Source organism: Methylobacterium sp. E-066 (assembly GCF_022829635.1).
In the GTDB taxonomy this organism is placed as follows: Bacteria; Pseudomonadota; Alphaproteobacteria; order Rhizobiales; family Beijerinckiaceae; genus Methylobacterium.
The window spans coordinates 76359-90089 of the sequence record NZ_JAKSYO010000163.1; the positions used below are offsets into that span (position 1 = coordinate 76359).

At 66.9% G+C, this 13731-nt stretch carries 9 protein-coding genes; 6 read left to right on the forward strand and 3 right to left on the reverse strand.

All coding sequences use genetic code 11. From position 1 onward, the window contains the following. Positions 1–80 precede the first annotated feature (80 nt). Positions 81–1127 carry a hypothetical protein gene (locus MKL20_RS22330; protein ID WP_409568185.1) on the reverse strand — a complete coding sequence of 349 codons (1047 nt, stop codon included), beginning with the start codon at positions 1125–1127 and terminating at the stop codon, positions 81–83. 26 nt (positions 1128–1153) lie between these two features. After that, the gene (locus MKL20_RS22335) at positions 1154–4195 is read right to left on the reverse strand and encodes a penicillin-binding protein 1A (protein WP_244038495.1); all 3042 of its coding nucleotides are present in this window, start codon (positions 4193–4195) and stop codon (positions 1154–1156) included. 155 nt (positions 4196–4350) lie between these two features. Here MKL20_RS22335 and MKL20_RS22340 point away from each other — a divergent pair, with 155 nt between their 5' ends. The 5 genes from MKL20_RS22340 (at position 4351) to gyrB (ending at position 10795) form a co-directional block, all read left to right on the forward strand. Beyond that, complete coding sequence (locus MKL20_RS22340) at positions 4351–6018, forward strand: alpha-amylase family protein (RefSeq protein WP_244038496.1); 1668 nt, start codon at positions 4351–4353, stop codon at positions 6016–6018. A gap of 63 nt (positions 6019–6081) precedes the next feature. Beyond that, positions 6082–6471, forward strand: coding sequence for a hypothetical protein (locus tag MKL20_RS22345; RefSeq protein ID WP_244038497.1), 390 nt, complete (start codon positions 6082–6084; stop codon positions 6469–6471). Between the two features lie 88 nt (positions 6472–6559). After that, entirely contained in the window at positions 6560–7204 is a 645-nt protein-coding gene (locus tag MKL20_RS22350) for an MBL fold metallo-hydrolase (protein ID WP_243972493.1), read from the forward strand. Between the two features lie 4 nt (positions 7205–7208). Next, entirely contained in the window at positions 7209–8171 is a 963-nt protein-coding gene (locus tag MKL20_RS22355) for an aldo/keto reductase (protein WP_244038498.1), read from the forward strand. Positions 8172–8350: 179 nt separating this feature from the next. Beyond that, the gene (gene gyrB, locus MKL20_RS22360) at positions 8351–10795 is read left to right on the forward strand and encodes a DNA topoisomerase (ATP-hydrolyzing) subunit B (protein WP_244038499.1); all 2445 of its coding nucleotides are present in this window, start codon (positions 8351–8353) and stop codon (positions 10793–10795) included. 667 nt (positions 10796–11462) lie between these two features. Here the strand turns inward: gyrB and MKL20_RS22365 are convergent. After that, a complete protein-coding gene (locus MKL20_RS22365) occupies positions 11463–11780 on the reverse strand; it encodes a helix-turn-helix domain-containing protein (protein ID WP_244038500.1) in 318 nt (105 codons plus the stop codon). Positions 11781–12305: 525 nt separating this feature from the next. On the opposite strand from MKL20_RS22365, the gene MKL20_RS22370 reads away from it, so the two are divergent. Next, positions 12306–13731 (forward strand): AAA family ATPase (locus tag MKL20_RS22370; protein WP_244038501.1); only part of this gene is annotated, 1426 nt, incomplete at its 3' end.

Sequence of the window (13731 nt, forward strand, 5' to 3'; positions counted from 1 at the left end):
GACGCGGCGCTCGGGTTTTGCTTGTGCATCGTCGTCTTCCGAAAGCCCGCGACCACCTTTCGGGACGATGCTTCGGCCGCTCAGCGCTTCGCGATCGCGTCGGCGAAGGTGGTGATGCGGTTGCGGGCGTAGACCGGCAGGCCGGCGCTGATCGAGTTGCCGGTGTTGAAGCTCGAATTGCCCATCAGCACCTGGGCCGGCAGCAGGTTCTTCAGCACCGGCACCCGGGCGTATTCGGCCTTGCGGTCGAGGACATCGGCTTTGATCGCCAACGCCATGTAGGTGGTCACCACGGTCTTGGTCGGATCGTTCGGCATCGGCTGGAACACGGCCAGAAACTTGCCGAAGCGTAGGATCTGGTTGACCCAGAAGATCGTCTGCTCAAGGCCGCCCGTCACCGTTGTGTCGATCTTGGTGAGCGCCTTGAGCGGCGCGCCCTGGTCGGGGCCGAGCACCCGCAGCTCGCTCTGAAACGAGACGTACTCGGCGATTTTTTTGGCCGAGCCCTCTTCGAGCTTGTTGGCGAGCTTCACGCCGAGCGGCAGCTTGCCTTCGAGGTCGTAGCGCGACTCGATGCAGGCGCCGGCCGCCTCGCACCAGGGGCGGTCCGGACGCTTGGCGAAGGCAGCGGCCGGGTCCTTGTTCGGCGTGACCTCGCCGACCGTGATCGCCTTGTGCTTGATCGCCGGGTCCATCTTCTGGACGAAGCCGAGATTGGCGAAGGCCTGGAGGTCGATCGCCTCGGCCGGACGCGGGACCACGAACCGCCCTTCCGCCACGTAGACCTTCAGGGTCTCGTGCCGGGGCTTGGTCACGCCGTTCACCGTGACCGTGTAGTCCGGCTCCTTGTAGCCGGGGAAGGGCGCCAGCACCGCGGCCTCATTCGGGCGCGTCCGCAGCCAGTCCAGGTACGGGATCAGGCCGTTCTCCGGCGCCGTGGGGTTGTCGCGGTGATCCGTGAACAGGATCTGCCCGGGCTTGATCGCGGCCGGATCGAGGGCGGTGACCGAGGGCACCTCCTTGATCCGCTCCGAGCCCGGCACCGTGTTGGCGGCCGGCGTCTGGGCGCAGACTGGGCTGGCAGCGGTCAGGGCGAGGGCGAGGGCGGCAGGAAGCTGCGTGCGCAACGGGCGTCTCATCGATCGAGGGGCGGTCAGTAGCCCGGGTCTTCGCCGAACAGGTAATCCGGGTCGCGGCGGCGGGGCCGGCGCGCATCCTCGTCCCCGAAGGGCGAGCGTGCGGTCTGGCCGGGCCAGGGCCTGTAGGCGTCCTGGCCGTAGGAATCCAGATCGCCCTGCGCACGGCGGCTGCGCGGCGGCTGGCGCTCGCCGAACGGGTCGAAGGGATCCGGTGCGGGGCGCTCGCCGGTCAAGGTGCCATCGACATCGCCCGCGACGCTCGCCCCGTCCTCGGCGCCGTTGAGATCGCCATCCTCGGCATCGGGCCGCATGGCGTAGAGGGTCTCGCGCGGCACCAAGCGGAACTGGGTGTCGGCCATCTTGCCGTCGCCGCTCGTGCGGAAATGCTCGAGGAAACCGCCGCCCGCGACCCGCTGGCCGCTATGGGGATCGATCGGCAGGTCGGCGATGAACGGGCGCGCCTCGGAGGAGGGGCCCCGCAGCGGCGTCTTCGGGATGCCGTTCGCCCAGGCGGCCTGCAGGATGTTCGATGCGATCGGCACCGAGACATGGCCGCCGGTCTGGCCGCGGCCCAGCGTCTTGCGGCTGCCGTCGGCGTTGTCGTAGCCGACCCAGACCACCACGGTGATCTCGTTGGTGAAGCCGGCGAACCAGGCGTCGTTCTCGTTCTCGGAGGTGCCGGTCTTGCCCGCGACATAGGCCGACACCTTGGAGAGCGCCGCCGCGGTGCCGTGCTGGGTCACGCCCTGCAGCATGGTCTTGAGCTGGTAGAACGCCACCCGGTCGGCCGAGCCGATCCGCACCGGCTCGCGGGGGGCGTGGGTGTAGAGCGCCTTGCCGTCTCGCTCGACCGATTCGAGCGCGTAGACCGCCGGGCGGGCGCCCTCGTTGGCCACCGCCGCGTAGAAGCCCGCGAGATCCAGCATCCGCACCGGCTGCGCGCCGAGCACGAACGGGTAATAGGGCTCGCACTCGGCGTAGATCTGCGCTTCGAGGGCGATGTCGCAGACCCGCTTCAGGCTGGCCGGAGCCTTCGGCGCAATGCCGCCCTGAAGCAGCCGGGCGGTGACGAGGTTCTTCGAGAATTCGAGGCCTCTTCGCAGAGTCGTTGGGCCGGAGCCGCCGCCCTCGTAATTCTTCGGCGACCAGGATTCGCCCGACCCGCTGATCGGCGGCAGGGTCACCGCCGAATCGAGCACCAGCGTGTTGGGCTGGAGCCCGGCATTCAGCGCGGCGAGGTAGGTGAGGGGCTTCAGGGTCGAGCCCGGCTGGCGCACTGCCTGGGTGACCCGGTTGAGCTGGCTCATCGGATAGGAGAAGCCGCCGGCCATCGCCAGGATACGGCCGGTCTGGTTCTCCAGCACCAGGGCGGCACCCTGGACGCTCGGCCGGACCCGGAGCTGCGCCCGAGGTGCGCCGCGCCCCTCGGCGAGTTTCACCCGGACCACGTCGTAGAGTTGCAACCGGTTGCGGGTGATGCCCGGATCGAGGATAGCGGTGCGGCCGTCGGCGAGGCCGACCTTCACCGGCCCGCGGCCGGCTTCGAGCACCACCGCGACGGGCCAGTGCACGTCGTACAAAGTCGGCCGGGCGCTCTCCAGCGCCCGCAGCCAGACCGGCTTGACCTGCGGAGCCGCCGCGACCTTGGGCCGGGACGCCTTCGCGCTCGGCTTCGTCTCCGGCTTGGCCGCCTCCTTGGCGGGCTCCACTCGGGCGCCGGTCACCCCGGGGGCGGTCTGGACCGAGCCTTCCGGCGCGGGCGTCGCCGCCTGGATCCGGCGGATGCTGTCGGCGAGGTTGAGTTCCGGACCCGTATAGGTCTGGCGGCCGGTGCCGCGCTCGTAAGTGGCGAGCCCGTCCTGCAACGCGCCTTCGACGGCGCGCTGAAGCCCGGCATTGATGGTCGAGCGGACAGTGAACGAGCCGGCGGTGAGTGAATCCACCCCGGCGAAGGTGCGCGCCTCGCGGTTCAGGTAATCGACGACGTAGAATCCCGAATCGCGCCGTGTCGCGTCGACCGGCTTCAGGCCGAGATCGGCGTTCACCGCACTCGTCATCTCGGCTTCGGTGATCGTGCCCTCTTCCTTGAGGCGGGCGAGCACGTAGGCGCGCCGCTCGCGCGCCCGCTCGGGGTACTTGTCCGGGCTGTAGAAGTTCGGGCCCTTGGGCATGCCGGCGAGCAGGGCCGCCTCCGTCAGGGTCAGCTGCCCGACCGATTTGCCGAAATAACTCTGCGCCGCCATCTCGATGCCGTAGGCGCCGCGGCCGAGATAGATGCCGTTGAGGTAGAGCCCAAGGATCTGCGGCTTCGTCAGGATCCGCTCCAGGCGGGCCGCCACGATCATCTCGCGGATCTTGCGCTCGTAGGTGACGTCGTCGCCGACCGAGAGGTTCTTCACCACCTGCTGGGTGATGGTCGAGCCGCCGGCCGGGCGCCCGGGCGAGGCGAGGTTGCCGATGAAGGCGCGGATCACCCCGCGCTCGTCGATGCCGTGGTGGCTCTCGAAGCGCTTGTCTTCCGCCGCGATGAACGCCTTCTGCACCAGGTTCGGCACCGCGGTGATCGGCACCACGAGGCGGCGGCCGTTCGGCTCGAAGGTCTCGGCGAAGGGCTTGCCCGACCCGTCGAGGATCCGGGTCATGCCAGGCAGGACCTTGTCCCGGAGCGCCTCGGCGGTGGGCAGGTCTTTGGTGGCGTTGTCGTAGAATTCGATGACCTCTCGGGCATTGAACGGCGAGATCGCAGGATTTTCGCCCTTGCAGAATTGCTTGTAGCTCGTGTTCAGCTCGTCGAGGTTGAGCCCGTGCAGGATCTTCGGCGCCCCCGGCCCGGCGACGCTGGTCGGATCCTCCATCGCGGTGGTGATCAGCTCGTCGAGGTTGATGTCCTCGATGTCGAACGCCTTGCGCATGTGGGCGCAGCCGTCGCGCAGCAGGCGCACGACCTCGGCCTGGTCGGTGAACGGATCGAACTGGGTCCGCACCGCGTCCGGCCGCGTGGTGACCTGGCTCAGCGTCAGGGCCGTCGCGAACAGCTTGATCAGGATGGCGTTCATGCGGTCCGGATTCGGGGGCGAGTCAGGGCCCGGCCGGGATAGCGCTACGCCGGGGCTGGTGGATAGGCGCTCCACAACGCGGCTGATTTGAGACAGCCCACGGCAACGCTTTCGTGAGGCTTGACGTTCGTCGTGCAGCGAAGGCGAGGACCGGCATGATCACCGATCTCTGGTACAAGAACGCGGTCATCTACTGCCTGTCGGTCGGCACCTTCATGGATGCCAACGGCGACGGCATCGGCGATTTCGCCGGGCTGGAGCGGCGGCTCGACTACATCCAGGGCCTGGGCGCCACCGCGGTCTGGCTGATGCCGTTCCAGCCCTCGCCCAAGCGCGACGGCGGCTACGACATTTCCGACTATTACGGGGTCGATCCCGATTACGGCTCGCTCGGCGATTTCGTCGCCTTCGCGCACGCGGCCAAGCAACGGGGCCTGCGGGTGCTGATCGACCTCGTGGTCAACCACACCTCGGACAAGCACCGCTGGTTCCAGTCCGCCCGCTCGGACCCAAAATCGCCCTACCGCGACTGGTACGTCTGGTCGAAGGAGCGCCCGGCCACCACCGACGAGGGCATGGTCTTCCCGGGCGTGCAGGAGACGACCTGGACCTACGACGAGAAGGCCGGCGCCTGGTACTTCCATCGGTTCTTCGACTTCCAGCCCGATCTCAACACCGCCAATCCCGAGGTGCTGGCCGAGATCCTGAAGATCATGGGGTTCTGGATCGAACTCGGCGTGTCCGGCTTCCGGATGGACGCGGTGCCGTTCGTGATTGCCGAGAAGGGGGCCGATGTCGGCGGCAAGCCGCGCGAGCAGTTCGACATGCTGCGCGACTTTCGCGAGTTCCTGCAATGGCGCAAGGGCGACGCGATCATCCTGGCCGAGGCCAATGTCCTGCCGAAGCAGGATCTCGACTATTTCGGCGACGATGCCGACCGCATGCACATGATGTTCAACTTCCAGGTCAACCAATCAACCTTCTACGCCCTGGCCGCGCACGATGCCCGCCCGCTGGTGAAGGCGATCGAGCGGACCAAGCCCCGTCCGCTCTCGTGCCAGTGGGGCATCTTCCTGCGCAACCACGACGAACTGGATCTCGGCCGGCTCACCGAGAAGCAGCGCGAGGCGGTATTCGCGGAGTTCGGCCCCGAGAAGCGGATGCAGCTCTACGACCGGGGCATCCGCCGCCGCTTCGCCCCGATGCTGGCCGGCGACCCGCGCCGGATCCGGCTCGCCTACTCGCTGATGTTCACCCTGCCGGGAACGCCGGTGCTCCGCTACGGCGACGAGATCGGCATGGGCGACGACCTCACCCTCAAGGAGCGGGACTGCGCCCGCACGCCGATGCAGTGGACAGCCGAGCACCAGGGCGGCTTCACCAAGGCCGAGCGCGCGGTGCTGCCGCCGATCGATCACGGCCCCTACGGCTACGCCCATGTGAACGTCGCCGACCAGCGCCACGATTCGGGGTCGTTGCTGAACTGGATGCAGAGCCTGATCCGCCAGCGCAAGGAGGCTCCCGAGATCGGCTGGGGCGACGTCACCGCGGTGCCGACCGGCAAGAACTCGATCCTGGCCCTGCGCTACGCATGGCGCGGCAACGCCGTCCTGTGCGTGCACAACCTGGCACCGGAGCCCGTGGAGGTCGCGCTCCGGACCGGCGAGACCGAGCCGGAGCACGATATCCTGGTCGACGTGCTCACCGGAGCGCGCAGCCAAGCCGGCCCGGAGGGCGAGCACTGCCTGTTCCTGGAGGGCTACGGCTACCATTGGTTCCGGGTCGGAGGCCTCGACGCCCTGTTGAAGCGGACGCCGGGCTGATCGGGCAGCGCCTCGCGCTTCCCCGGCTGGCGCGGTAAAGCTCGCCGCGGAGCAGGATTGCATATGGTTCGGACGAAACATTACCCCCCAGACGCGACGATCGCGGACGTCCTGGAGAGCCTGGACGATGCCGAGGGCTATCTCCGGCAGGTTCTGGTGACGATGCGGATGTGCCAGAAGCATTACGGCGATGCCTGGGTCCGGATCGGCGTCACCGGCAAGGCGGCGGCGCCCTCGTACCGGATCGACCGGCCGGACGCGTCCGCCGCCGCCGCGCAGGGCGATGCCCCCGAAGCCGGTTCGGTGGTGTTCGGCGCCTATGGCGGCCGCTCCCACGACCGCTTCACGCAAGTGAACACCGCCGAGACCCGCTGGAGCAGCCGGTCGCTGGGCATGGCCGAGATGCTGGCCCTCCACGACAGCCTGCGCCGACCGAAGGACGGTACGGCCTGACCACACCCGGCAGGGTGCCGTGCGCGTCCTTCTGCGCTAGAACCGGATCGAGAGCGCCGACGGCGGCGCAGCCAACCTGCGGAACCCCATGCCAGGAACGCCCCGCGCCGGGATCATCCCGGTCACGCCCTTCCAGCAGAACTGCACGCTGATCTGGGACGACGCCACCAAGGTCGGCGCCGTGGTCGATCCCGGGGGCGACCTCGACCGGATCGAGGCCGCCATCCGTGAGCAGGGCGTGCGCGTGGAAAAAATCCTGCTGACGCACGGCCATGTCGACCACGCTGCCGGCGCCGACGAGCTGCGCGAGCGCCTCGGCGTGCCGATCGAAGGGCCGCACCTCGCCGACAAGTTCCTGCTCGATTCCCTGCCCGAGACCGCTGCCAATTACGGGCTCGGCGAGGCGAGGGTCGTGACCCCCGACCGCTGGCTCGACGACGGCGACGCCGTGACCGTGGGCGAACTCGGCTTCGACATCCTCCACTGCCCGGGGCACTCGCCCGGCAGCGTCGTGTTCGTGAGCCGGGACGCGCGCTTCGCGCTGGTCGGCGACGTGGTGTTCAAGGGTTCGGTCGGCCGCACCGACCTGCCGGGCGGCAACCACGAGCAGCTGATCCGGGCGATCAAGGAAAAGGTTTTGCCGCTGGGCGACGACATCTCCTTCATCCCCGGCCACGGGCCGACCGGCACGCTCGGCGAGGAGCGCGTCTCCAATCCCTTCCTTCAGGGCTGACAGCATGGACAAGCGTCGCATCGGCCGCTCCGACCTCCGGGTCGCGCCCTTCTGCCTCGGCGGCAACGTCTTCGGCTGGACCGCCGACGAGGCGACCTCGTTCGCGATCCTGGACCGGTTCGTGGAGCGCGGCTTCGACTTCATCGATACCGCCAACGTCTATTCGCGCTGGGCGCCCGGCCATCAGGGCGGCGAATCCGAGACGGTGATCGGCACGTGGTTCGCGGCCCGACCGGGCGCCCGGGAGAAAATCGTGCTGGCGACCAAGGTCGGCATGGATATGGGCGAGGCCGGCAAGGGCCTCTCGGCCAAGCACATCGAGGAAGCCTGCGAGGCGTCCCTGCGGCGGCTCCAGACCGACCGGATCGACCTCTACCAGTCGCACACCGACGATGCCGAGGTGCCCCTGGAGGAGACGCTGCGCGCCTACGAGCGCCTGATCGCCACCGGCAAGGTCCGAGCGATCGGCGCCTCGAACTACGACGCCAAGCGGCTCGCCGAGGCGCTTAAGGTTTCGGCCGCCTCCGGCCTGCCGCGTTACGAATGCCTCCAGCCGGATTACAGCCTCGCCGAGCGCGGCTACGAGGCGGAGCTCGAACCTCTGTGCCGGACCGAAGAGATCGGGGTGATCGGCTATTTTTCCCTGGCGGCCGGCTTCCTCACCGGCAAGTACCGGTCCGCGCAGGATGCGGCGGGACGGGCTCGGGAGAACCGGGTCGGCAAGTACCTGACCCCGCGCGGCCTCGCGCTGCTCGACGTGCTCGATTCGGTCGCCCGGGACCACGGCGCGACCCAAGCCCAGGTGGCGCTCGCCTGGATCATCGCTCGGCCCGGCATCACCGCACCAATCGCGAGCGCGACCTCGGTGGCACAGCTCGACGACCTGCTCGGCGCCACCGATCTGCGGCTTTCGGCGGACGCGATCGCTCGTTTGGACGCGGCGAGCGCGGGCGGCATCCAGGGCTAACGCGACGTTAAGCGCGGAGCCTCAGAAAAGCGGGTGCACGGGCCCGGCGCGAGCCCGTAAAATCGTGCAATCTCAACGCGGAACCCCTATATCAGGCGGACCAAGCGAGAGCGCAGGCGTGGGCGCCCGACGGCGCGTGTCTCTCCGTCGCGAACTGGTCCGCCTGCCCGAGGAATTTCATGGCCGACATCCCCCCGAACGAGCCCGCCGAGTATGGCGCGGAATCGATCCGCGTGCTGAAGGGCCTCGACGCCGTCCGCAAGCGTCCCGGCATGTATATCGGCGACACCGACGACGGCTCGGGCCTCCACCACATGGTCTACGAGGTGGTGGACAACGCCATCGACGAGGCCCTGGCCGGCCATGCCGACCTCGTCACCGTGCAGCTCAACGCCGACGGCTCGGTGACCGTGTCCGACAACGGCCGCGGCATCCCCACCGACATCCACAAGGAGGAGGGCGTCTCGGCGGCCGAGGTCATCATGACCCAGCTGCACGCGGGCGGTAAGTTCGACCAGAATTCCTACAAGGTCTCCGGCGGCCTGCACGGCGTCGGCGTCTCGGTGGTGAACGCGCTGTCGTCCTTCCTCCGGCTCCGGATCTGGCGCAACGACCAGGAGCACGCGATGGAGTTCCGTCACGGTGATGCCGTGGCGCCGCTCAAGATCGTCGGCCCCGGCAACGGACGGCGCGGCACGGAAGTGACCTTCCTGCCCTCCACCGACACCTTCACGATGATCGAGTTCGACTACGGCACGCTGGAGAAGCGCCTGCGCGAGCTCGCCTTCCTCAATTCCGGCGTGCGCATCGTGCTGACCGACGCGCGCCATGCCGAGCACAAGCGCGAGGAACTCTACTACGAGGGCGGCATCGAGGCGTTCGTCCGCTACCTCGACCGCTCGCGCAAGCCGATCGACGGTATGACCAACCCGGTGGTGGTCCGCGCCGAACGCGACGGCATCCGGGTGGAAGTCGCGCTGTGGTGGAACGACTCGTTCAACGAGACGGCCTTGCCGTTCACCAACAACATCCCGCAGCGCGACGGCGGCACCCATATGGCCGGCTTCCGGGCGGCGCTGACCCGGCAAATCACCGGCTACGCCGATTCCTCGGGCGTCTCCAAGCGGGAGAAGGTCTCGCTCACCGGCGAGGATTGCCGCGAGGGCCTGACCGCGGTCATCTCCGTGCAGGTGCCGGACCCGAAATTCTCCTCGCAAACCAAGGATAAGCTGGTCTCGTCCGAGGTCCGCCCGGCGGTGGAGAACGTGCTCAACGAGGGCCTCTCGACCTGGCTCGAGGAGAATCCCCAGCAAGCGCGCTCAGTGATGAGCAAGGTCGTGCTGGCGGCCTCCGCCCGCGAGGCCGCCCGCAAGGCCCGCGAGACCGTGACCCGCAAGGGCGCCCTCGACATCGCCTCGCTGCCCGGCAAGCTCGCCGATTGCCAGGAGCGCGACCCGTCGAAATGCGAGATCCTGCTGGTCGAGGGTGATTCCGCCGGCGGCTCGGCCAAGCAGGGCCGCGACCGGGCGTTCCAGGCGGTGCTGCCGCTGCGCGGCAAGATCCTCAACGTCGAGCGCGTGCGGGCCGACCGCATGCTGTCCTCGGCGGAGATCGGCACGCTGATCACCGCGCTCGGCGCCGGCATCGGCCGCTCGTCCACCGACCGGGAAGGCTTCAACCCGGAGAAGCTGCGCTACCACCGCATCATCATCATGACCGACGCGGATGTCGACGGCTCGCACATCCGGACCCTGCTGCTGACGTTCTTCTTCCGCCAGATGCCGGAGCTGATCGACCGCGGCCACCTCTACATTGCCCAGCCGCCGCTCTACAAAGCCGAGCGCGGGCGCCGGGCGATCTACCTCAAGGACGAGCGCGCCCTCGAGGATTACCTGATCGACCAGGGCACCGACGGCGCGATCCTGCGCCTCTCCACGGGTGCCGAGTTCACCGGTCCGCAGCTCAAGAGCCTGGTCGAGGAGGCGCGGGGCTTCCGCAACGTGCTCCAGGGCCTGCACACCCGCTACGACCGCTCCGTGGTCGAACAGGCGGTGCTGGCCGGGGCGTTCGACGGGGAAGCGGCGTCGCGGCTGGGCGAGGCCGAGGTCCTGGCCGACACGACCGCGCGCCGCCTCGATCTGATCGCCGACGAGATCGAGCAGGGCTGGCAGGGCGAAGCCCACGAGGACGGCTATCGCTTCACCCGGACCCTGCGCGGGGTCAAGCAGGTCGCCACCCTGGATGCCAGCCTGATCTCGTCCCAGGAGGCGCGCCGCCTGTCCGAGCGGGCCGACGCGTTCCGGGAGATCTACGGCGAGCCCGCCACGCTGATGCGCAAGACCGACGAGACCGTTCTGCATGGCCCAGTCGCCCTGTTCGAGGCGGTGATGGCCTTCGGCCGCAAGGGCCTCCAGCTCCAGCGCTACAAGGGCCTCGGCGAGATGACCGCCCAGCAGCTCTGGGAAACGACGCTGGACCGCGACGTGCGCTCCCTGCTGCAGGTAAAGGTCAAGGATACGACCGACGCCGACGACCTGTTCGTCAAGCTGATGGGCGACGTGGTCGAGCCGCGGCGTGAGTTCATCCAGGAGAACGCGCTAAGCGTGGCTAACCTGGACGTGTGACAGCTCGCCTGTGTAATTTCTCGCTAAAGTTTGTTCCTACAAACGGGTAGTTTGTTCCGATTTACCGAGAAGGATGACTCTCGCGAACGGGAATCTTGCGATTTGTCATCGCGAGGTGGCGTCGATTGCGGATGATCAGACAGAACCGGCGACCGAGGTTTACGACCTCGGTCGCGTCCTCGTCATGCAGCACGCTGGACGGCGTTCTCTATGAGGCTGTCGCCTCGGTGAGGATGCGCATTGAAGAGTGATTTGGCCTGATAGCGACCAGCTCAAGCCTGAAAGCGTTTCACACCCGTCGCGGTCAATGCATCGAGATTAGCGTGCACCATCCCAGAGTGGCTGTCGGCGAAACCTTAAGCACGGTTTTCGACTTCCTTTGGCTTTAGGCCTTCAAGGTCGGTCACAAGATCGCAAGCTGGGTGTAGATGCAGTACTCGGACGCCGAGGTGGATTTCTGTTCGGCAAAGGTGAGGCTGTTCAAACCATAATTTTGAACGCGCCCGTTTGCAACACTATGGTTAAGCTTAAGTCAATGCTGCTCGCCCCGCATCAAGTCAATGTGGCGAACATGACTCTTTCAGTGCGAGTCAGATTATGGACTGATTACAGATTGGAGCCGAGAAAACTCTGCGCTCGCAAAGAATACTGTGCCGCGAGTCAGGCATCAGCGCTCAAGTAGCCACCTTCGAACAACGTTTTTGAAATCGTCATCACAACCCGCAGATTTAGCGACATTTAGAAGAGAGTCTAGCCTTCGAAAAGTCGATGTCTTTAATAAATTAGTATCATAAGCTATTAAATCCACGGGTCCTAGGGGCATTTCAAAATCAAAAAGCATATCTAACACATAAGATATCTCGGATGGTGGGCCATTTTTCGCCCAATTTTGTACAGTACGCAAACCAACGCCGACTTCTTGAGCAAATGCGGCTTGAGTTCGACCAAGCAATCTTAACCGAGATTTGAACTCGTTGCCGTCCATCGGAACACAATATCTTGGTTTTGCCGACGATAGCCGGTCCGCGGACCGCGGGTTCGCTGCACTGCGAAGGAATGGAACGTGGTCCGCTAATCGACGTCAACAGGAAACCAGCCGATCCTTCATAGACCATGTTCGGTTATGACAGGCAAACGGCATCAACGCCGTCATCGACCGGCACACCGCTGATCGTATGCTCTCCGAACCATCCAAATCGGATCCTCCTAGCTCGCGAGAGTAGGCTGAAGAAGAGTCGCTCGATTCAGGCATCGCATCGTTCCAGCTATGCAACCCAGCCATTGAGTGCGAACGCATTTGAAGCGAGGCGCGTCCCATCACAGCACGGAAAGGCGCTTGCATTTGTTCATGTTATGTTCTAAATGCCGATTATCGCCTAGACCGCAGGCGATCTCCTGAAGCCGACGCCCGCCGAGCGCTTAGACCCCGTCGAGCCAGCCGCGTCGCTGCATCCAATCCAGCCATCACGCTGACGGCCGGCGCCGCTGCCCGGCTGTGGGAGATCATGCCATGTCGCTGACCTCGACCATTCCGCACGACCAGTTTTCCGATGCCAAGCCCTCCGACGCGCTCGCGCGCGCGTTCCTTCGAACCCTGGCGCAGGAGGAGCGCAAGAGCATCAAGCTCAACCGCGAATTCGGCTCGGATCCCGATTACGACGAAGGGAGCGACGATCCGATCGAACTTATCCTCGCGCAGACCGAGGGCGAGAGGAAAACCGAGCACGTCCCCATCCCGGCGGACCTCGCCGCGGTGGCCGTGCTCGTCGCTCGTGCCATCGCGGCGGAGGACGGCCTCGTGCGTCGTCTGCGGCGCGAGGCGCCGGTCGTCGTCATCACCACGCACCTGCCCGATCTGGTCGAGCCGGTGCGGGACGTCCTCGAGCGATGCGCCTTCCGACCCGGCGTTCGGGTGATCGATCTGAGCGGCAACAGAGCGGTCGCTCTCAAACCGACGCAGGCCGGCCTGCTCGTTCGCGACGGCTCGCTTAAGGAGCACAGACCCGATGCCGGCAACCTCATGGTGGCCTCGGCGCTCCACGCGCGGGTTCCCATCGTCGGATGCGCGCCCGATCCGACCCGCCAGCTGCCGCGCGATCTCCTGCGCGCTGCCGAACATCGCATCGCGCTCCCCGGCCTGGATCAGAGCGCACTCGACCTCGTCATCGAAGCGGTCACCGGGGGCTGCCCGACACGGCGGATCGATCCCGATCTGGCTCGCACCCTCGACATCGCCGATCTGCCGATCGCATTCCGGGGTGCCGCCTCACCCGATGCCTGTATTGATGCGCTCGCCCGGGTCATGGCAGCCAAGGCCGACTACCTTCAGACGGGTCCGGCACTCGAGGAACTCGACGGGTACGGGGCGGCCAAGGATTGGGGCCTGGCACTCGCCGTCGATCTGCAGGCGTATCGGCTCGGCCGCCTCGCCTGGGCCGACATCGACAATCGGGGCTTGCTGCTGTCGGGCCCGCCGGGCGTCGGCAAGACCAGCTTCGCCCGCGCCCTGGCGAAATCCGCCCGGGTTCCGCTGGTGGCGACCTCGGTCGCGGAGTGGAACGCATCGGATTACCTCTCCGGCACCCTGCAGGCGATCCGCAGGGTGTTCGCCCAGGCCCGGACCCAGGCGCCCTGCATCCTGTTCATCGACGAGCTCGACGGCATCTCCGACCGCGCGCGCATCCGCGGCGAGTACGTCCAGTACTGGACCCAGGTGGTGAACCTGTTCCTCGAGCTGCTCGCCGGCGTCGAGGAGCGCCCGGGGGTGGTCGTCGTCGCGGCCTCGAACCACCCGCAGAACATCGATCCAGCCGTGAAGCGGGCGGGACGCCTCGATCGGGAGATCGCGATCGAGAGACCGGACACCGCGAGCCTGGTGAAGATCTTCCGGCATCATCTCGGCGCCGGGGTGCTAGCCGGGGATTCGTTGATGCCGC